This window comes from Allosphingosinicella sp. (assembly GCF_036403745.1).
GTDB lineage: Bacteria > Pseudomonadota > Alphaproteobacteria > Sphingomonadales > Sphingomonadaceae > Allosphingosinicella.
In genome coordinates this window covers 1-20,165 of the sequence record NZ_DASWQI010000073.1, presented here as the reverse complement: position 1 = coordinate 20,165, position 20,165 = coordinate 1, and the positions used below count along the sequence as shown (strand labels likewise).

The following is a 20,165-nucleotide window of genomic DNA, read 5'->3' as shown; positions in this document are numbered from 1 at the left end:
CTCGCCATAAACCTCGCGGAGGACGTGGCGGCGGATCTTGACCGACGGCGTGAGCTGCTCGTTCTCGACCGTGAACGGCGTATCGGCGAGGATGAACTGGCGCACCCTCTCGATCACCGAGAGCTGCGCATTCACCCGGCTGACCGCCGCGCCGAGGTCGCGGAGGAACGCCGGATCCTCTCGCAGCGCGTCGAAATTGTTGGGCTTGCCGTTCGCCTTCGCCCAATCCGCCATCCAGTCGGCTTCGGGGACGATCAGGCCGACCAGATAAGGGCGCCGGTCGCCTGACACCATGGCCTGAGCGATCTCCGGCTGCAGGGTCAGCATCCCCTCGACCCGCTGCGGCGCGACATTGTCGCCCTTGTCGAGGATGATGAGGTCCTTCTTGCGGTCGGTGATGACGATGCGGCCCTTGTCGTCGATATGGCCGACGTCGCCGGTGTGGAGCCAGCCGCCGATCACCGTCCGCTCGGTCAGCCCCGGATTGCGCCAATAGCCGGTCATGACGAGCTCGCCGCGCACCAATATCTCGCCGTCCTCGGCGATCCTCACCTCGGTGTTCTTGAGCGGCGGCCCCACCGAATCGAGGCGGATGCCGGCCTTCGGGCGGTTGCAGCTGATCACCGGCGCCGCCTCGGTCTGGCCGTAGCCCTGCAGGAAGGTGAGGCCGAGGGCGTGGAAGAAGATGCCCACCTCCGGGTTCATCGGCGCGCCGCCCGACACCATCGCCTTGATCCGTCCCCCGAAGCGCGCGCCGACCTTGGGCCGCAGCGTCTTTGCGAGGAAAAGGTCCATCGGACGGTCCCACAGCGGAATCCCGCCCGCCATTTCCTTCTGGGCGATGCGAAGCGCGCGCTTCAGCAGATACTGGCTGAGCTTCCCCTGCTTCTCGATCTGCTTGAGGATGCGGGCGCGCAGCACTTCGAACAGACGCGGCACCACCACCATGATCGTTGGCCGCGTCTCCTCGATGTTCGAGGCGAGCTTCTCGATCCCCTCCGCATAATAGATTTGCGCGCCGAGGCCGATCGGGAAGGCCTGGCCCCCGGTATGCTCGTAGGCGTGGCTGGCGGGGAGGAAGGAGAGGAACACCTCCTCCTCCCAGCCGAAATCCTCGCTGATAACCTCGAGGCAGCCCTCGACATTGTGAAGGATCGCGCCGTGCGGCTGCATCACCCCGCGCGGCGCGCCGCCGGTGCCGGACGTGTAGATGAGGCAGGCGAGGTCGGCGCGGCCGAAATCGCACGCCGCGGCGGTGGCGGCGACGTCCGCCGTCTCCGCCGCGATGAGCGCGGACCAGTCGTGGAACTGGATGTTGCTGGTCTGCCCCGCCGGCAGCGCCTCGATGCCGATGACATGCTCGCAGCCGGAGGTGCGCTGGGCGGCGGGGAGCACAGTCTTCATCAGCTTCTGGGTCGAGACGATCACCGCCTTGGCGCCGCTGTCGTCGAGGATGTGCTGGTGGTCGCGCTCGGTGTTGGTCGTGTAGGTCGGCACCGTCACGCAGCCCGCCGCCATCACAGCGAGATCGGCGATGCACCATTCCGGCCGGTTCTCGCTGACCAGCATCACCATGTCGCCGCGCCGCAGGCCGAGCGTCTTGAGCGCCTGCGCCAGCCGCGACACCGTCTCGGCCGCCTCGCGCCAGCTGGTCGGCTGCCACGTCCCCGCCTTCTTCGCCCACAGGAAGGGCGCGTCGCCTTTCTCCGCGGCCCGGGTGAAGAACATGGTAAGGAGGTTCGGGAAATGCTCGAACGCCCGCATATCAGTGCCCCCCTCGTTCACGCTCATTCCGGCGGCCGCTGCTGCGCTCCCGCCCGCTCTATGCGGCTGACCGCCCCCGTCTCGCTGATCGCGACGCCCTCGCTCCTCGGGTCCGCCGCGCCGACCCAGCGGCCACCCACCCGCTCGATGGCATTCGCCTTGAGGCCCAGCGGCGCGACCTGGACGTTCTGGCCCAGCGCCCGCAGCGCCGGCGCCATCGCCTCCAGCTGCGTCCCCTTCTCCGCCACCGCCGTGTCGCCGGGCGCATAGAGGAGGCCGAGGCCGATCGCCTGCTGGGCCGGCATCTTCCAGTCGAGCACCGCGACGATTGCCTTGGCGACCTGGGCGATGATCGTCGATCCGCCCGCTGCGCCGAGCGCGATGCGCACCTTGCCGTCGGGCCCATAGACGATGGTCGGCGCCATCGAGCTCCTCGGTCTCTTGCCGCCCTCGACGCGGTTGGCGGCAAGGTAGCCGTCCTTCTCGGGCACGATGTCGAAGTCGGTCAGCTCGTTGTTGAGGATCGTCCCGTCGACGGACAGGCCGGAGCCGAACACGCTCTCGATCGTCGTTGTCACCTCGACGACATTGCCGGCGCGGTCGGCGACCACGAGGTCGGTGGTGCCCGCCCGCTCCCCCGGCGGCACCCGCAGCCGCTGCGGCGCACCCGGAGGGGTGCCTGCGCTGGCGTGGGCCATGGACCGGTCCGGCGAAATCAGCGCCGAGCGGGAGGCGAGATAGGCGGGGTCGAGCAGCCCGGCGACGGGCACATGCACATAGTCCGGATCGCCGACGTAAAGGTCGCGGTCGGCGTAGGCGAGGCGCGAGGATTCGGCGAACAGGTGCCAGGCCTGCGGCGAGCGCGGCCCGAGCGCCGCCATGTCGAACCGCTCGAGCTGCTTCAGGATCATCAGCACCGTAATCCCGCCCGACGATGGAGGCCCCATGCTGCACACCTTGTACGCCCGATAGGTGGCGCAGACGGGCGGCCGCGGCTTCGCCTGATAGGCGGCGAGATCGGCCACATTCATCTTCGACGGGTTGCGCGCGGCGCCGTTGACGGTCGCCACGATCTTCGCCGCCTCACCCGCGTAGAAGGCTTCCGGCCCGGTCCGCGCGATCCGCTCGAACAACGCGGCCTGGTCGGGGTTCCGCACCCGCGTCCCGGCCGGGAGGGGCTGCCCGTCAGGCCCGAGGAATATCCGCGCCGCGCCCGGATCCAGGAGCCCCGTCGACATGCGCGCCATCGGCACGAAGCGCGGGCTCAGCACCCACCCGCCGCGCGCGAGCCGGATCGCCGGCTGGAACAGGGCCGCCCAGGGGAGCCGCCCACCCGTCCGGTGCGCCAGCGCCATCGCCCGGATCGTGCCGGGCACGCCGACGCTGCGGCCGCCGGGGATCGCTTCGGAATGGCTGAGCGGGGTGCCGTCCGGCCGATAGAACCAGCGGCCGTCCGCCGCTTTGGGCGCCGCCTCGCGGCCGTCGATCGTGTCGGTTCGCCCGGTCGCAGCCGCGTAACGGACGATGAAGGCGCCGCCGCCGATGCCGGAGCTCTGCGGCTCGACCACGTTCAGCGCCAGCATCGTCGCGATGGCGGCGTCCGTGGCGCTGCCGCCCTTGCGCAAGATCTCGACGCCGGCCGCGGCAGCCCGCGGATCGGCGGCGGAGACCATGCCGGGTTCGCCCTGCGGACCTTTCGGGTGGGCCGCGGGGCGGGCCGGGGCGGGCGCCGCGGTCACGAACAAAGCGGCAAGCAGGAGGGGCGCCAAGCGCCGGAGGGGCCTATTCGACATCGCGCGCGACACTAGCCGCCCGCGCCGCCGCCGCAAGGCCTAAGCCGCGGCGCTGCCGACCGCCTCGTCGAGCCTGGCGAAACCGTCGCGGGCCAGCAAGGCCTTCAATTCCCGGCAGATCCGCCGCGCCAGCCCCGGCCCCTCGTAGACCAGGCCGGTGTAGAGCTGGACCAGGCTCGCACCCGCACGAATCCGCGCATAGGCGTCCACCCCGCTCGCGATCCCGCCGGCGGCGATCAGCGGCATCGCCCCGCCCGTTGCGCGCCGGAAGTCGCGCAGCCGCTCGAGCGCCAGATCCCGCAGCGGCACACCCGACAGACCGCCTGCCTCGCCGCTATGGCGCGAACGCAGCGGCGGCCGCGATACCGTCGTGTTCGAGACGATAAGGGCGTCGATGCGGTGCGCGCCCGACACGGCCGCGATGTCGTCGATGTCGGAGGCCGTCAGATCCGGCGCCACCTTCAAAAAGACCGGCGGTCCCGCCGGCCCGCGCGCCTCCCGCACCGCCGCCAGCAACTCTTCGAGTGCGCCCTTGCCCTGCAGCGCCCGCAGCCCCGGCGTGTTCGGCGAGGAAATGTTGACGGTGAGATAGTCCGCCACCCGCGCCAGCGCACGAACGCCCGCGGCATAATCGGCGATCCGGTCGCTCGAATCCTTGTTGGCGCCGATATTGACGCCGACGATCCCCCCTCCTGGCCCCCGCCCCGCCAGCCGCGCCTTCGCCGCCGCCTGGCCGCCATTGTTGAACCCCATGCGGTTGATCACGGCCCGATCCTCGGCGAGCCGGAACAGCCGCGGCTTCGCATTCCCCGCCTGCGCCACCGGGGTCAGCGTCCCAACCTCGACCGATGCGAAGCCAAGTCCAAGCATCGGCCGGAACACCTCGGCATCCTTGTCGAAGCCCGCGGCCAGGCCGACCGGGTTGGGAAAGGCGAGACCCGCCAAGGTCGTGGCAAGGACCGGGTCAGCCGCGGCCGGCGCATGCCGCGGCCACAGCTTCAGGGCCGCGATCGTCAGCCGGTGCGCCCGCTCCGCATCGAGCGTGAACAGAGCGGGGCGCAGCAGCGAATACACGGGGTTGCAAATGCATGGCTGCTGACACACATGCAATCCGACCGATTCACTCCGATTGGACCCATGCGCCTCACCAGCCTCGCCGATTATGCCGTCGTGATGATGGCCGCCGCCGCCCGTCATCCCGCCGGCGCACGCCTCACCGCGGGCCTCCTCGCGGCCGAGACCGGCGTGCCGCTGCCGACCGCGCAGAAGCTGATGGGGCGGCTGGCGGGCGCGGGCCTCCTCACCTCGGCGCGGGGTACCGGCGGCGGCTTCACCCTCGCCCGCGCGGCGCAGGGGATCAGCCTCGCCGACATCATCGAGGCGGTCGAAGGCCCGATCGCGATGACCAACTGCATCGAGGGCACGTCCTACGATTGCGCGCTGGAGCGTAGCTGCCGGGTGAAACCGCACCTCAACGCCGCCAATACCGCGGTCCGCGGCGCGCTGCAGGGAGTCAGCCTCGCCGTCCTTTCGGAGACGGCGAAATGAGCGAAGTCCGCAACCGCGAGGCGCAGGACGCCGTCGATCGCGCCTCCTCCTACGAATGGGGCTTCACCTCCGACATCGAGCAAGATTTCGCGCCCAAGGGGCTGAGCGAAGAGACGGTCCGGTTCATTTCGGCCAAGAAGAACGAGCCGGAATGGATGCTGGAGTGGCGCCTCAAGGCCTATCGCGCCTGGCTGGAGATGGAGGAGGTGAGCTGGGCCAAGCTCGACATCCCCGCCATCGATTTCCAGGACGCTTATTATTACGCCGAGCCCAAGGCGAAACCGACGCTCGCCTCCCTGGACGAGCTCGACCCCGAGATCCGCCGCACCTACGAGAAGCTCGGCATCCCGATCGAGGAGCAGAAGGTCCTCGCCGGCGTCGAGGGCGCGCGCAAGGTCGCGGTCGACGCGGTGTTCGACAGCGTCTCCGTCGCCACCACCTTCCGCGAGGAGCTGTCCCGCGCCGGCGTCATCTTCCTCTCTATCTCGGAAGCCGTGCGCGAGCATCCGGAGCTGGTCCGCAAATATCTCGGCTCGGTCGTCCCCCAGCGCGACAATTACTTCGCTTGCTTGAACAGCGCGGTCTTCTCCGACGGCACCTTCGTCTACATCCCCGAAGGGGTGCGCTGCCCGATGGAGCTCAGCACCTATTTCCGCATCAACGCGGCCAATACCGGCCAGTTCGAACGAACCCTGATCGTTGCGGACAAGGGCAGCTATGTGTCCTATCTGGAGGGCTGCACCGCCCCGATGCGCGACGAGAACCAGCTCCACGCCGCTGTGGTCGAGCTGGTCGCGCTCGACGACGCCGAAATCAAGTACAGCACCGTCCAGAACTGGTATCCGGGCGATGCGGAAGGCCGCGGCGGCATCTACAATTTCGTCACCAAGCGCGGCGCCTGCCGCGGCGCCCGCTCCAAGATCAGCTGGACCCAGGTCGAGACCGGCTCCGCCATCACCTGGAAATACCCGTCCTGCATCCTCCAGGGCGAGGCGAGCGTCGGCGAATTCTATTCGGTCGCGCTGACCAACAACCGCCAGCAGGCCGACACCGGCACCAAGATGATCCATATCGGCAAGAACAGCCGCTCGACGATCATCTCGAAGGGGATCAGCGCCGGCCGCTCCAACAACACCTATCGCGGCCTGGTCCGCGTCCTCGCCAACGCCGAGAACGTCCGCAACTTCACCCAGTGCGACAGCCTGCTGCTCGGCGACCAGTGCGGCGCCCACACCGTCCCGTACATCGAAGTCCGCAACCCCAGCGCCCAGATCGAGCACGAGGCGACCACCTCCAAGATCAGCGACGACCAGCTCTTCTACGCGATGAGCCGCGGCCTCAGCCGCGAGGATTCCGTCGCCCTCATCGTCAACGGCTTCGCCCGCGAAGTGCTGAAGCAGCTCCCGATGGAGTTCGCCGTCGAAGCGCAGAAGCTGCTGGGGATTTCGCTGGAGGGGAGCGTGGGATGAGCGATGATTTCGAGTGGAGCGCCGCCAACGAGGATATCGTGCAACACAGCGTCCAAGGCGTCGCCGCCTACATCAACCAGTATGGCAACATCACCATTCGCCAAGAGCGGGGGTGGGACGACGATCAAGACACCATCGTCGTACTGACGGTGGAGTCAGCTCGCCGGCTCGCTGAAAAGCTCAAAGAACTCATCAATTCCTATCAGGCGTAAAAATGCTGACAATCAACAACCTCCACGCCACGGTCGCCGACAAGCCGATCCTGAAGGGCCTCAGCCTCGCGGTGAATGCGGGTGAGGTGCATGCGATCATGGGGCCGAACGGGGCGGGCAAGTCGACGCTCGGCTACGTGCTCGGCGGGCGCGAGGGCTATGAGGTGACGGAGGGCTCAGTCAGGTTCCGCCCCAATCCCCTTCGGGCTGAGCCTGTCGAAGCCCTGTCCTTACCTTCCCCCGCCGACGAGACAGACAAGGGCAGCCCTTCGACAGGCTCAGGGCGAATGGAGGAGAATTGGGTCGACCTCCTCGCCATGGAAGCGGACGAACGTGCCGCCGCCGGGCTTTTCCTCGGCTTCCAATATCCGGTCGAGATCCCAGGCGTTTCCAACGTCCAGTTCCTGCGCACTGCGCTCAACGCCCAGCGCCGCGCGCGCGGCGAGGCGGAGATGTCGGCGGGCGATTTCCTGCGCCTGGCGCGCGAGCAGGGCGACGCGCTCGGCGTCTCGATGGACATGCTGAAGCGGCCGGTGAACGTCGGTTTCTCCGGCGGCGAGAAGAAGCGCAACGAGATGGTGCAGATGGGCATCATCGACCCGCGCCTCGCCATCCTCGACGAGACCGACAGCGGCCTCGACATCGATGCGCTGCGCGTCGTTGCGGACGGCATCAACCGGATCATGCGCAAGCCCGACAAGGCGGTTTTGCTCATCACCCACTATCAGCGCCTGCTCGACCTCGTCGTGCCCGATTTCGTCCACGTCCTCGCCGACGGCCGCATCGTCCGCTCCGGCGGACCGGAGCTGGCCCACGAGCTCGAGCGCGAAGGCTATGCGCAGGTGGCCGCGTGACCTTGCTCGACCTTCCCTCGCGGGGCGACGAAGCCTGGCGCTGGAGCGACCTTTCGGCGCTGCCCGAGATCGCCGCGCGCCCGGCGCAGGGCGGCGCGCCCGAGGCGCTGCCGTGGATCGATTGCGCCCTCTCTGGACCGCGCCTGCTGTTCGTCGACGGCGCCCTGGTCCGCGAGCAGAGCGACCTTGGCCCCGTTGAAATCGGCGCCGTCGCCGCCGAGGCGCCGGACCATCCGCTGGGCCGCCTCGCCGGGCGCCGCGGCTGGAGGCTGAGGCTCGCCGCAAACCATGCGCCGCTCGGCCTGGTCCAGATCGTCCACGTCTCGACCGGGGGCGCGGACCATCTCGCGGCCGAAATCGCCCTCGACGAGGATGCCCAGGCGTCCATCGTCGAAACCTATGTCGGCGAAGGCTGGGCGAACCGGCTGACCGGCATCATTCTCTATCGCGGCGCCCGGCTGATGCTGGCGCGGCGGGTGCTCGCAAGCGCGGGCTTTGCAAGCTTCACCGACCGCGCCACGGTCGGCGAAGGCGCCAGCCTCACCATGACCAATCTCGCGGCCGGCGGTGCCGACACCCGGATCGACGGCCATATCCGCCTCGCCGGCGAAGGGGCCTATGCCGAAGCGGGCGGCGCCCTCCTCGCCCGCGGGAGCGGGCGTCATGACGCCAATGTCGTCGTCCGCCACGACATGCCGGGCGGGACCAGCCGCCAGCTCTGGCGCTCCGTCGCCGACGACCGCGCGATCTGCTCGGTCGCCGCCCGGGTCGAGGTCGCGCGCGGCGCGCAGAAGACCGACGGCGAGCAGTCGTTGAAGGGCCTGCTCCTCTCGCGCAGCGCCACGATCAACGCCAAGCCCGAGCTCGAAATCTTCGCCGACGACGTCAAATGCGCCCACGGCGCCACCGTCGGCGAACTCGACCGCGACGCCCTCTTCTACATGGCCAGCCGCGGCATCCCCCCCGCCGACGCCAAGGCCCTCCTCACCCGCGCCTTCCTCGGCGATGCGATCGCGCGGGTAGGCGAGGAAGCCGTCCGCGACGCCTTCGGCGCGGATGTCGAGGCCTGGTTCACCCCTCTAAAGCCCCTCCCCTTCAGGGGAGGGGTTGGGGTGGGGGATGTAAACGACCACTCCGCCTCTCCGACAGGCCCCACCCCCGGGCCCTCCCCTGAAGGGGAGGGGTGAGATGGACATGCCGGTTTCCGCCCGTCCCCTCGACCGTCTCGCCGACTTCCCCGCCATCCCCGCGGGCTGGGCCTATCTCGACACCGCGGCCACCGCCCAGAAGCCGCGGCCGGTGATCGACGCCATCGCCCGCGGCTATGCGGAGACCTACGCCACGGTCCACCGCGGCGTGTATCAGCGCTCGGCCGACATGACGCTCGCCTTCGAGGCGGCGCGGCGGCGGACGGCTTCGTTCATCGGCGCCCGCGCCCCCGAAGAGATCGTCTTCGTCCGCGGCGCCACCGAAGGCATCAACCTCGTCGCGCAGAGCTGGGGCGGGACGTTCCTCAAGCCCGGCGACCGCATCATGCTGTCGGTGCTCGAGCATCATTCGAACATCGTTCCCTGGCAGCTGATCGCCGATCGCACCGGCGCCGTGATCGACGTCGCGCCGCTCACGAGCGACGGCCGCATCGATCTGGACGCAATGGCCGCGATGCTGACCGAGCGGCACCGCATCGTCGGCCTCGCCCATGTCTCCAACGTGCTCGGCTCCGTCCTCGACGCCCGCCGCGCGGCGGAGATCGCCCACCAGGTCGGCGCGCTGCTCCTTCTCGACGGCTGCCAGGCGGTGCCGCGCATGCCGGTCGACGTCGCGGCGCTCGGCTGCGACTTCTACGTCTTCTCCGCGCACAAGCTCTACGGCCCGACCGGCATCGGCGTGCTGTGGGGCCGCGGCGAGCTTCTCGACGCCATGCCCCCCATGCACGGCGGCGGCGCCATGATCGACAAGGTCACCTTCGAGAAGACGACCTTCGCCCCACCCCCGGCGCGCTTCGAGGCGGGAACGCCCCACGTCGTCGGCGTCCTCGGCCTCGCCGCCGCGATCGACTATGTCGACGCCATCGGTCTCGACGCGATCGCCGCCCACGAAGGTGCGCTGGTGCGGGAAACCCGGGAAGCGCTCTCAGGCCTCAACAGCGTCCGCCTGTTCGGCCCCGACGACGCCGCCGGCATCGTCAGCTTCGCGGTCGAGGGGGTGCATCCCCACGATGTCGGCACCATATTGGACGAGAGCCGGGTCGCGATCCGCGCCGGGCACCATTGCGCCCAGCCGCTGATGGCGCATCTGGGAGTGGACGCGACCGCGCGCGCGAGCTTCGGGGTGTATAACGGGCCGCAGGACATCGCGGCTTTGGTCGCCGGCATCGAACGGGTACGAAGGATCTTCGGGTGAACGAGGAACGCAGGATCGAAACCGAGGAAGTGGACGCCGTCGCGCCGCCGCCAAAGGCGCGCGTCTCCGACGTCTTCGAGCGCAAGCGCGACTATCTCGAAGGCTTTCTCAAGGCGAAGGCGCCAGACGCCGCGGCGGAAACGCCCGGCGGCGACCTTTATGAAGCCGTGATCGAGGCGCTGAAGGACATTTACGACCCGGAAATCCCGGTCAACATCTACGATCTCGGCCTCATCTACCATGTCGAGATCACGCCCGAGCGCCATGCCAAGGTGAAGATGACCCTGACCACCCCGCACTGCCCCGTCGCCGAATCCATGCCCGGCGAGGTCGAGTTGCGCGTCGGGGCCGTCCCGGGCGTCGGCGACGCGGAGGTCGAACTCGTCTGGGACCCGCCTTGGGACCCGGAGAAGATGTCCGACGAGGCCAGGCTCGAACTGGGAATGCTGTGATGACCACGACGACCACCACCGCCCGCCGCCCCCTCCCGGCGGCGCTCACGCTCACCCCGGCGGCCGAGGCGCGGGTCGCGGCGCTGATGGCGAAGGCGCCCGAGGGCACGGTCGGCGTCAAGCTGTCGACGCCGCGACGCGGCTGCTCGGGCCTGGCTTATTCGGTCGAGTTCGTGTCCGAGGCCCAGCCTTTCGACGAGCGGATTGACACCCCCGCCGGGCCCTTCTTCATCGACGCGGCGTCCGTCCTCTACCTGATCGGCAGCGTCATGGACTGGCGCGAGGACGATTTCACGGCCGGCTTCGTGTTCGAGAATCCCAACGCCAAGGGCAGCTGCGGCTGCGGCGAGAGCTTCACCGTCTGATTGCGGAGACCGACTTGACCGAGACGAAGAACCAGACCTTCACCGCCGCCGACCAGCTCGAAACCGACGGCCAGACCTTTACCGACTGCACCTTCAACGAGGCGTCTTTGGTCTATAGCGGCGGCGAGCATCCGAAGTTCGAGCGCTGCACCTTCCACAGCTGCGGCTGGCATTTCTCCGGCGCGGCATTGAAGACCATCCAGTTCCTCCAGCAGATCAACGCCTCCCCGGGCGGCCAGGACTTCCTCGCCGACATCTTCCGGCCCGGCGCCTACATCACCGACTGACCCGTTCGCGGGGGGCGGAACGAAATCCTGCCTCCTTTGCCTTCGCCGGAGAAGAGAAGCGCAGGGTGTCGACAAGCCCAGAGGCTTGACCACGCTCCTGCCGCGGTGCTTAGCGCCGCAGCCATGGCTTCCATCGACTCCCGCCTCGCCGAACTCGGCATCGAGCTTCCCGAACCCGCTGCGCCGGTCGCCGCCTACGTGCCGACCGTGCTGACCGGCAACCTCCTCCACATCTCCGGCCAGGTCTCGATGGAGGATGGCGAGCGGATGGTGGGGCGGCTCGGCGAGGATCGCGATCTCGAATATGGCCAGCGCGCCGCCCGCGCCTGCGGCCTGATGCTCCTTGCCCAAATGAAAAAGGCGCTCGGCAGCCTCGACCGCGTGCAGCGCGTCGTGAAGCTCGGCGTGTTCGTCAACAGCGCTGCCGACTTCACCGCCCAGCCCCAGGTCGCCAACGGCGCCTCCGAACTGATGGCCGAGGTGTTCGGCGAGGCGGGGCGCCACGCCCGCAGCGCGGTCGGCGTGCCGGTGCTTCCGCTCGGCGTCGCCGTCGAAATCGATGCCATCGTCGAAATCAAGGCAGGCTGAGCTCCAGGCGCTCGGCGCCAGGCCCTTCGCGCATCGCGGCCTCCACGGCGGCGAGCGGATCGAGAACAGCCGCGCCGCCTTCGCCGCGGCCATCGAGGCCGGCTTCGGCATCGAGCTCGACGTCCAGCTGAGCGGCGACGGCGTCGCCATGGTGTTCCACGATTACCAGCTCGACCGGCTGACGGACGCACACGGCGACGTGGCCGCGCACAGCGCCGACGAGCTGGCGGCGATCCGCCTACGGGGCACGGACGAGCCGATCCCGACTCTCGCGGAGATCCTCGCGCTCATCGCCGCGCGGGCGCCCCTGCTCATCGAGGTGAAGTCGCCGGACCGGCACGTGCGGGCTTTGTGCGGGGCTGTCGATGCGGCGCTCGCGCCCTATCTGGCGCCGGTGGGCGTCATGTCGTTCAATCCCGAAGTCGGGCGCTGGTTCGCGCGCCGCCGCCCCGAGCGGCTGCGCGGCCTCGTCGTCACCGAGAACGGCAAGAGCGGCCGGCTCGGGCGGATCAAGCGCAACCTGTCGTTGTGGCGCGCAAAGCCGGATTTCCTGGCCTACGACATTCGCGACCTTCCGTCCGACGTCGCAGCCCTGGTCCGGTTCGGCGGCACGCCCGTCTACACCTGGACCGTGCGGACCGACGACGACCGCGCCCGCGCGGCGGCGCACGCCGACCAGATCGTCTTCGAGCAGCCGGCGGCGTGAGCGATCTCGTCGCGCGGATCGGCCGCGGCGTCGCGGCCTTTGACGCCGCCGAATGGGATGCGTGCGCGGGCATCGACAATCCGTTCACCACCCACGCCTTCCTTTTGGCCCTGGAGGAATCGGGGAGCGCCACCGCGCGCACCGGGTGGCAGCCGGTTCCGCTCGCCATCGACGGCGAGGACGGCCGGGCGGCCGCGGTCATGCCGGCCTATGTGAAGAGCCACAGCCAGGGCGAATATGTCTTCGACCATGCCTGGGCGGACGCCTGGGAGCGGGCGGGCGGCGATTATTATCCCAAGCTCCAGATCGCAGTGCCGTTCACGCCGGTGCCCGGGCGGCGGCTGCTGACGGCGCGCGACGACCTCGCCCTCGGCCTGATCGGCGCGGCCGAGGCGGTGGTCGGTCAGAACGGCCTCTCCTCCGCCCACGCCACCTTCATCGCCGCGGAGGAAGTGCCGCTGTTCGACGCGGCGGGCTGGCTGATCCGCGCCGACACCCAGTTCCACTGGCACAATGACGGCTATGAGAGCTTCGACGATTTCCTCGCGGCCTTGTCGTCGCGCAAGCGCAAGACGGTGCGCAAGGAACGGGCGGCGGCGATCGAGGGGCTGACCGTCGAGCACGTCACCGGCGCGGCGATCACCGAGGCGCATTGGGATGCGTTCTGGGAATTCTACCAGGACACCGGCTCGCGCAAATGGGGACGCCCCTATCTCACCCGCCGCTTCTTCTCCTTGCTGGGGGAGCGGATGGCGGAGCGCATCCTCCTCATCTTCGCGCTGCGGAATGGACAGCCGATCGCCGGCGCCTTGAACATGATCGGCGCCGACACCCTCTACGGCCGCTATTGGGGCACGATCGACGAGGTGCCGCACCTCCATTTCGAGATCTGCTATTATCAGGCGATCGAGGCGGCGATCGCCCGCGGCCTCGCCCGCGTAGAGGCCGGCGCGCAGGGCTCCCACAAGCTCGCCCGCGGCTACCGCCCGGTGCCGACCTTCTCTGCCCATTATCTCCCCGACCCCGGCTTCCGCCGCGCCGTCGCGGATTTCCTCGAGCGGGAGCGCGAGGCGGTGGGCCACGAGATCGAGGCGCTCGACGCCATGACGCCATTTCGAAAGGGGTGAGGCAAATATCCCTCTCCTCTTGGGAGAGGGGATATCGGGTGCGTCGCAATCGTCTTCACCCGTGCGGGCGCATGCCATAAGACCAGCCCGACACACACACTGAAGGGGCCACAAGCATGCTCAAGAAGCTCTGCGCCGCTCTGCTTGCGGTATCCGCGCTCTCCGCCGCCCCAGCCGCCGCGCCGAGCGGCCCCTCCCGCACCTTCGAAGCGCGCGATCTCTTCAGCCTCGAAGCGGCGAGCGACGCCCAAATCAGCCCCGACGGCACCCGGATCGCCTATGTCCGCCGCTCGGGCGACATCATGACCGATCGGATGCGGCCGACCATCTGGCTGGTCGACACGCGCACCGGCCAGCAGGCGCCGCTCGTCGCCGGCACCGGATCGCACATGCAGCCGCGCTGGTCGCCGGACGGCCGCCGCCTTGCTTACATCTCGACCGGCGAGGGCGGCGGCGCGCAGCTCTTCGTGCGGTGGATGGAGACGGGGCAGTCGGTGCGGATCACCGGCCTTCCCACATCGCCCGAGGACATCGCCTGGTCCCCGGACGGGCGCCAGATCGCCTATGTGATGCACGTGCCCGGCGAGCCGCTCCGCCTCGGTTCGCTTCCGGACCGGCCCGAGGGCGCGCAATGGGCGCCGCCGCTCGAAGTGCACAATGCCGTCACCTACCGCACCGACGAGGAAGGCTATCTAAAGCCGGGCTTCAGCCACATCTTCCTGGTCTCGGCCGACGGCGGCGCGCCGCGCCAGTTGAGCTACGGCTCGGTCAACGACAATGGCCCCTTGAGCTGGACGCCGGACGGGCGGACGATCGTCTTCTCCGCCAATCGCGGCGCCAATTGGGAGCGCGATCCGGTCAACAGCGAGGTCTATGCGCTCGAAGTCGGCACCGGGAACATCGCCGCCCTGACGAACCGCAAGGGGCCGGACGCGGAGCCGGCGGTGTCGCCGGACGGGCGGCTGATCGCCTATACCGGCTTCGACGACCGTGAGCTCGGCTACCAGAACGCGCTCCTCTACGTGATGGACCGCGACGGCCGGAACCCGCATGCGCTGACCGCCTCGCTCGACCGCAGCGTCTCCAGCCCGGTCTGGGCCTCCGACGGCCGATCGGTCTTCGTCGACTATGACGATCGCGGTGTGCGCAAGGTGGCGCGCATCGGCCTCGACGGGTCGATCCATCCCGTGACCGAGAACCTCACCGGCGCCGGGATCGACCGGCCCTATACCGGCGGCGGGTTCAGCGTCGCGAAGGACGGCAGCGTCGCCGCCACGGTCGGGGCGTGGAACCGGCCGCCCGATATCGCGCTCGCCCGTGCCGGCGCCACCCGGGTTCTCACCCGGCTGAACGCGGACCTGCTCGACACGAAGGCGCTGGGGCCGGTGCGGAAGATCGCCGTGACCTCATACGACAAGCGCCCGGTCGACGCGTGGCTGACCCTGCCGCCGTCATGGCGCGAGGGGCAGCGCGTGCCGCTCATCCTCGAAATCCACGGCGGACCGTTCTCCGCCTACGGCCCCTGGTTCTCGACCGACGACCAGCTCTACGCCGCCGCCGGCTACGCTGTGCTCTCGACCAACCCGCGCGGCTCGACCTCCTACGGAGAGGAGTTCGCCAACCTCATCCACCACGCTTATCCCGGCCACGATTATGACGACCTCATGGCCGCGGTCGATGCGGCGATCGCGCAGGGTTACGTGGACCCGAACCGGCTGTTCGTCACCGGCGGCTCGGGCGGGGGCGTGCTCACCGCCTGGATCGTCGGCAAGACCGACCGCTTCAAGGCGGCGGCGGCGCAGAAGCCGGTGATCGACTGGGCGAGCTTCGCCCTGACGTCGGACTCCCCCGGCTTCTTCTCCCGCTACTGGTTCGGCAAATTCCCATGGGAGGACCCGCAGGCCTTCTGGGCGCGCTCGCCGCTGTCGCTGGTGGGGAATGTGAAGACGCCGACGCTCGTCGTGGTCGGCTCGGAGGATTACCGCACCCCCGTCAGCGAGGCGGAGCAATATTATACCGCGCTGCAGATCCGCGGCGTGCCGACGGCTTTGGTCAAGGTACCCGGCGCCAGCCATGGCGGCATCGCCTCGCGGCCGTCGCAGGCCGGCGCCAAGGCCGGCGCGATCATCGCCTGGTTCCGGAAATATGAGAATGGGTTGCCGGCGGCTGGGCCGATCGCGGACGCTCCTGGGGGCAATCGGAGTCAGTAAGCGGTATGAGCCCACCCCTAGCGCCTCCCCGAAATCCGGAGGGGGGTGAAAGGGTCGCCGTGTCCACTTCTCCCCTCCCGGATCTTCCGGGAGGGGCCAGGGGTGGGCCCTTCTTCCTAACTCACGCCGCGCGGCGCATCCCGGTGCCCGCGAGCCACGCCCGCGCCTGGCGCTGGGCTTCGGCGATTTCGCGGGCGCTCATTTCCTCGGCGATCTCGGCGCGGCACATCTGGCCGAGCTCGCTGCCGTTCAGCGCCGCGAGGTTGAACCATTTGTGCGCCTCGACGAGGTCGACGTCGGTGCCGTGGGTGCCGGTCGAGTAAGCGACGCCGAGCTCGTAGAGGGCGTTGGCGTCCCCCCCGGCGGCATCCATCAAATAGCTTTCCAGAAGGAAGGCTGCGGATTTCAGGCTATTCCCCATTTCAAATGCCCCTGTTGCGGCTTGTTATGAGACCTGTTTGCGGCGGCGGTTCCCAACAAATGGTTAACGCCGCGGTGACCATCTTCGCCGGGGCTAAATTCGCCCCCTGCCCTTCTGGGCGGACATCGAGGCGAGCAGCGTCAGCGCCTCATGGGCGGAGAGGGCGGCGCCCTCCTGCCACAGGCCGACATAGGAGAGATGCTCGCCCGCGAAGAAAATCGGGCCTTCGGGCTTGAGCAATTCGGCGTACCGGGCGCCGCGGCGGGCATCGCCCCAGTCGGGACCGATCGCGCCGACGCCTTCGGACCATTGGGTGAGGCCCCAGCCGACGGTGATGGGGTTGGTGAGAAGCTTCGAGCGGCCCGGGTGCATCGCCTCGATGGAGTCTCGGCTGATCCGGATCCGCTCCTCATGGCTGAGGCCGGCGAAATGCTGCGGATTGTCGGGATTGGTCCAGCCGGCGACATAGGCGGCGACGAGCACGCCCGTCGGCGCGTGGAAGCGGTCGGACGGATAGAGGATGTTCTCGTTCAGCCGGTCGGTCCAGGCGACGCCGCCATAGAGGAAATCCTCCTGCTCCCAGAAGCGCGGCGCCTCGAAGGCGACCTTGACGCTGGGGAGGTACGGCACGTCTTGCATCGCCGCCTTCTTGGCCGGCGAGAAATCCGCGTCGAGCTTCGAGAGGAGCGGCAGCGGCAGCGTGCAGACGCAATAATCCGCCTCGATCCACTGCCCGTCCGGCCCGTGCTGGACCCGCACCCGGTCGCCGACGCGCCGCAGGGCAGTGACGGGGCGGCCGAGGCGGACGCTCGGCTGAACTTCGCGGTAGAGCGCGCGGGCGATGCCATCCATGCCGCCCACCGGCTGCAGCATCGGCGCCTGCATGTCGAAAATCTGCTCGAACAGATAGGGCAGCACGACGCCGCGGGAGCTGAGCAGGTCCTTCACCGCCGACGCCTTTGCCGGGACGCCGGCATGGGCGTAGCCGGCCGGCTCTTCCGAAAAGCCGGAGCGGCCGTCCGGCTGGTAGCGGCCCTTTTCATCGAGGGCGCCATAGGCGGCGAGGAACTGGCGGAGCGTCTCTAGCTCGCCCTTCGGCATCTCCTGGTCGAGCGCCTTCGTGTCGATGGCCTTGGCGAGGAGCTCCGCGATGCGGCCGCGCATGTCGTTGACCGCCTGCCGCTCGCGGATGACGCGGCCGCCGAAGTCCCAGCCGGCGCCGCGGTTGCAATTGACCATCACCTCCATCGGCACGCCGAGGCGGCGGGCGTAGGAGAGGATCAGGCGGTGGCTGGACGGAATGCGCGCGGCGCCGGCGTTCATGTAATTGCCGGCGGCGAAGGCGGCGCGCTGCAGCGGCCGCCCCATCTGCTCGACGCGGTCGCCGCCGCGGATCGTCCAGACGCGGCCGCCGATCCTGTCGCGCGCTTCGAGGACGGTGACATGGTAGCCGGCGCGGCGCAGTTCGTAGGCGGCCACGAGACCGCCGATACCGGCGCCGAGGATGACCACTTCCCGTCCGCGGCCGCTGCCGGCGGGGAGCGCGAAGCGCTCCGCATGGGCCGGGGTGGCCGCGGCAAGGCCGAGCGCCTCCATCGCCAGCCAGACCGCGGAGGCGCCGCCGGCGGCCCCCAGCTGCGTCAGCACGTCCCGCCGGGTCTGGCTCATGCGCGTCTCTCCTGTTTGAGCGCCTATTTGCGCGCGGCGGTGACCTCGATCTCGACCAGCCAGCCGGGATCGACAAGGCCGGCGACCTGCATGGTGGCGCGCGCCGGCTTGTTGGGCTGCGCGGCGGTGCCGAATTTCTCGCGGTAGGCGCTCATCATGCCCGCGAAATCCATGCGCTGCGCGCCAGGCGGCGCGACAAGGAACACGCGCATCATGACGACATCGCCAAGCCCCATGCCAAGGGCGGCGAGCTGCTTCTCGATCTTGGCCAACTCGGAGCGAGTCTGGGCGGCGGTATCGCCGTAGCGGGCGACGCCGCCGGCAGGCGCACTGGCGTCGACGACGTCAGGGGTGTTGCCGCTGACATAGACGGTACGAGTTCCAGCCGGCACCTCGACTGCAGCGGCGATCGGCGCTTCGGCCGGACCGACGCGGCGAACGGCCTGCGCGTGGGCGGCGCCGGCGAGAGACAGGCAAACGAGAACAGCCAATGCGCGCATGCGACTCACCCCCGGGGCCTCGTTACACGGGAGGAACGAGCGCGGCCACCCCGCGTCAGGCGGGCGGCGTCACCGGCAGATTGTCGATGAGGCGGGTGCGGCCGATCCTCGCCGCCGCGAGGAGCCGGGCGGGGGCGTCGAGTTCCCGCATCTCCGCCAGCGTCCCGGCGTCGCGCAGTTCCACATAATCAATGGTCTCGAACCGAGCCTTGGAGAGCTTGTCGCGCGCTGACGCCAAAGCGTCGGCGACGTCGCCTCCCCCCTGGATCGCAGCCGCCGCCTCGCCCAAGGCACGCGGGAGAGCGCGGGCGGCGCGGCGCTCCTCGTCGGTCAGATAGGCGTTGCGCGAAGAGAGGGCGAGGCCGTCGGCGTCGCGCTGGGTGGGGACGCCGACGATCTCGATCGGCACGTCCAGGTCCCGCACCATGCGGCGGATGACGGCGAGCTGCTGGTAGTCCTTTTCGCCGAACAGGGCGACGTCCGGCTGCACCTGGTTGAACAGCTTCAGCACCACCGTGGCGACGCCGTCGAAATGGCCGGGCCTGGCGGCGCCGTCGAGCGGCTCGCTGACGCCGGCGACACCCACATTGGTCGCGAAGCCTCCCGGATACATGACCTCCACCCCCGGCGCCCACAGCAGGGCGCAGCCCGCTTCGTCGAGCATCCGCGCGTCGCCCGCCTCGCGCCGCGGGTAGGTGGAGAGGTCCTCGCTGGGCGCGAACTGCTTCGGGTTGACGAAGATCGAGGCGACGACGTGGCTCGCCCGGCGCTTCCCCTCCGCGACCAGCGCCATGTGGCCGGCGTGGAGCGCGCCCATGGTCGGCACCAGGGCGACGGTGGCGCCATCGGCCCTCAGCGCCGCCACGGCCTCGCGCAGGCTCGCTACGTCACGGACGATTTGCACCCTTTCCCCGCCTCCGATAGAGCCCGAAGCGGCCGCCTTGCGAGGCGGCGCCGTCGGAATCAAGGGTAGAGGGGCAATGGCCGGGCCGCATTTCATCGTGTTCGCCAACGAAAAGGGCGGCACCGGCAAGTCGACGACGGCCGTCCACGCCGCCGTGGCGCTGACCGCGAGCGGCCGCCGCGTCGCCGCGCTCGACATGGACACCCGCCAGCGCACGCTGGGCCGCTACCTCGACAATCGCGTCGAGACGGTGAAGCGGCTCGGCATCGACCTGCCGATGCCGCTCTACGACACGTTCGACCCGGCCAAGGGGGAGCCGATCGACGCGGCGCTCGACCGGATCGGCGCGGAGGCCGACATCGTCGTCGTCGACACGCCGGGCCGCGACGACCCCGATGCGCGCAAGGCGATGCTGCGCGCCGACACTTTGGTCACGCCGATCAACGACAGCTTCGTCGACCTGGACCTCATCGGCCAGGTCGACGCCGAGACGTACCGCGTGCGCCGGCCGAGCTTCTATGCCGAGCTGGTCTGGAACAGCCGCACCCAGCGCGCGAAGACGCATGGCGCCAGCGTCGACTGGGTCGTGCTGAGGAATCGCATGCAGCATATCGAGGCGCGCAACATGCGCCGCGTCGGGGAGGCGCTGGGCGAGCTTTCCCGCCGGGTCGGCTTCCGGGTCATTCCGGGCCTCGGCGAGCGGGTCATCTACCGCGAATTATTCCCCAAGGGCCTGACCCTGCTCGACCTCCCGCATCTCGGCGAGGTCGGCATCGGCCACATCGCCGCGCGGCAGGAATTGCGCGAGATGATCGCCGGCTTCGCCCTTCCCAGCGAGAACGGCCCCGCGGCCGCGCCGGCCCGTACAGCCGCCCTCGCCGGCTGAGGGTGGGG

21 protein-coding genes are annotated in these 20,165 nt (G+C 69.5%); 14 read left to right on the top strand and 7 right to left on the bottom strand.

The window, feature by feature from the left end; genetic code table 11:
• The 3 genes from VGC56_RS14235 to VGC56_RS14225 all read right to left on the bottom strand — a co-directional run.
• On the bottom strand, nt 1–1,764 hold a 1,764-nt coding region (locus tag VGC56_RS14235; protein WP_464125921.1), incomplete at its 3' end, for an AMP-dependent synthetase/ligase.
• Between the two features lie 23 nt (nt 1,765–1,787).
• The gene (ggt, locus tag VGC56_RS14230; protein ID WP_464125919.1) at nt 1,788–3,557 is read right to left on the bottom strand and encodes a gamma-glutamyltransferase; all 1,770 of its coding nucleotides are present in this window, start codon (nt 3,555–3,557) and stop codon (nt 1,788–1,790) included.
• Nucleotides 3,558–3,596: 39 nt separating this feature from the next.
• A complete protein-coding gene (locus VGC56_RS14225) occupies nt 3,597–4,631 on the bottom strand; it encodes a quinone-dependent dihydroorotate dehydrogenase (protein ID WP_464125918.1) in 1,035 nt (344 codons plus the stop codon).
• Between the two features lie 63 nt (nt 4,632–4,694).
• Between VGC56_RS14225 and VGC56_RS14220 the strand changes: the two genes are divergently transcribed.
• From VGC56_RS14220 to VGC56_RS14160, 13 genes are all read left to right on the top strand, one after another.
• Complete coding sequence (locus tag VGC56_RS14220; protein WP_464125916.1) at nt 4,695–5,105, top strand: RrF2 family transcriptional regulator; 411 nt, start codon at nt 4,695–4,697, stop codon at nt 5,103–5,105.
• Nucleotides 5,102–6,574, top strand: coding sequence for a Fe-S cluster assembly protein SufB (gene sufB, locus VGC56_RS14215; RefSeq protein ID WP_464125914.1), 1,473 nt, complete (start codon nt 5,102–5,104; stop codon nt 6,572–6,574). Before VGC56_RS14220 ends, sufB begins: the two co-directional genes overlap by 4 nt.
• Nucleotides 6,571–6,786, top strand: coding sequence for a hypothetical protein (locus VGC56_RS14210; protein WP_464125912.1), 216 nt, complete (start codon nt 6,571–6,573; stop codon nt 6,784–6,786). Before sufB ends, VGC56_RS14210 begins: the two co-directional genes overlap by 4 nt.
• Before the next feature lie 2 nt (nt 6,787–6,788).
• Nucleotides 6,789–7,640 carry a Fe-S cluster assembly ATPase SufC gene (sufC, locus tag VGC56_RS14205; RefSeq protein ID WP_464125910.1) on the top strand — a complete coding sequence of 284 codons (852 nt, stop codon included), beginning with the start codon at nt 6,789–6,791 and terminating at the stop codon, nt 7,638–7,640.
• Nucleotides 7,637–8,827, top strand: coding sequence for a SufB/SufD family protein (locus VGC56_RS14200; RefSeq protein WP_464125908.1), 1,191 nt, complete (start codon nt 7,637–7,639; stop codon nt 8,825–8,827). The genes sufC and VGC56_RS14200 overlap by 4 nt, the downstream gene beginning before the upstream one ends.
• 7 nt (nt 8,828–8,834) lie before the next feature.
• On the top strand, nt 8,835–10,043 hold the full coding sequence (locus tag VGC56_RS14195) for a cysteine desulfurase (RefSeq protein WP_464125923.1): 1,209 nt from the start codon (nt 8,835–8,837) through the stop codon (nt 10,041–10,043).
• On the top strand, nt 10,040–10,495 hold the full coding sequence (locus VGC56_RS14190; RefSeq protein WP_464125906.1) for an SUF system Fe-S cluster assembly protein: 456 nt from the start codon (nt 10,040–10,042) through the stop codon (nt 10,493–10,495). The genes VGC56_RS14195 and VGC56_RS14190 overlap by 4 nt, the downstream gene beginning before the upstream one ends.
• Entirely contained in the window at nt 10,495–10,860 is a 366-nt protein-coding gene (locus VGC56_RS14185) for a HesB/IscA family protein (protein ID WP_464125904.1), read from the top strand. Before VGC56_RS14190 ends, VGC56_RS14185 begins: the two co-directional genes overlap by 1 nt.
• A gap of 14 nt (nt 10,861–10,874) precedes the next feature.
• On the top strand, nt 10,875–11,147 hold the full coding sequence (locus VGC56_RS14180; protein ID WP_464125902.1) for a hypothetical protein: 273 nt from the start codon (nt 10,875–10,877) through the stop codon (nt 11,145–11,147).
• 123 nt (nt 11,148–11,270) lie between these two features.
• Nucleotides 11,271–11,735: a RidA family protein gene (locus tag VGC56_RS14175; protein WP_464125900.1), complete on the top strand. Its 465-nt coding sequence runs from the start codon at nt 11,271–11,273 to the stop codon at nt 11,733–11,735.
• Complete coding sequence (locus tag VGC56_RS14170) at nt 11,707–12,441, top strand: glycerophosphodiester phosphodiesterase family protein (RefSeq protein ID WP_464125898.1); 735 nt, start codon at nt 11,707–11,709, stop codon at nt 12,439–12,441. Before VGC56_RS14175 ends, VGC56_RS14170 begins: the two co-directional genes overlap by 29 nt.
• Nucleotides 12,438–13,568 (top strand): GNAT family N-acetyltransferase, encoded by a 1,131-nt coding sequence (locus VGC56_RS14165; RefSeq protein ID WP_464125896.1) that lies wholly within the window; start codon nt 12,438–12,440, stop codon nt 13,566–13,568. Before VGC56_RS14170 ends, VGC56_RS14165 begins: the two co-directional genes overlap by 4 nt.
• Before the next feature lie 116 nt (nt 13,569–13,684).
• Nucleotides 13,685–15,778 carry a S9 family peptidase gene (locus tag VGC56_RS14160; protein WP_464125894.1) on the top strand — a complete coding sequence of 698 codons (2,094 nt, stop codon included), beginning with the start codon at nt 13,685–13,687 and terminating at the stop codon, nt 15,776–15,778.
• A 121-nt stretch (nt 15,779–15,899) separates the two neighbouring features.
• Here VGC56_RS14160 and VGC56_RS14155 read toward each other — a convergent pair whose 3' ends face one another.
• From VGC56_RS14155 to panC, 4 genes are all read right to left on the bottom strand, one after another.
• Entirely contained in the window at nt 15,900–16,199 is a 300-nt protein-coding gene (locus tag VGC56_RS14155) for a hypothetical protein (RefSeq protein WP_464125892.1), read from the bottom strand.
• Nucleotides 16,200–16,292: 93 nt separating this feature from the next.
• Nucleotides 16,293–17,867 (bottom strand): flavin monoamine oxidase family protein, encoded by a 1,575-nt coding sequence (locus tag VGC56_RS14150; RefSeq protein ID WP_464125890.1) that lies wholly within the window; start codon nt 17,865–17,867, stop codon nt 16,293–16,295.
• Between the two features lie 23 nt (nt 17,868–17,890).
• Nucleotides 17,891–18,358 (bottom strand): RidA family protein, encoded by a 468-nt coding sequence (locus tag VGC56_RS14145; protein WP_464125888.1) that lies wholly within the window; start codon nt 18,356–18,358, stop codon nt 17,891–17,893.
• A gap of 64 nt (nt 18,359–18,422) precedes the next feature.
• On the bottom strand, nt 18,423–19,271 hold the full coding sequence (gene panC, locus VGC56_RS14140) for a pantoate--beta-alanine ligase (protein ID WP_464125886.1): 849 nt from the start codon (nt 19,269–19,271) through the stop codon (nt 18,423–18,425).
• Between the two features lie 76 nt (nt 19,272–19,347).
• Here panC and VGC56_RS14135 point away from each other — a divergent pair, with 76 nt between their 5' ends.
• Complete coding sequence (locus tag VGC56_RS14135; protein WP_464125884.1) at nt 19,348–20,157, top strand: division plane positioning ATPase MipZ; 810 nt, start codon at nt 19,348–19,350, stop codon at nt 20,155–20,157.
• The last annotated feature ends 8 nt before the right edge of the window (nt 20,158–20,165 follow it).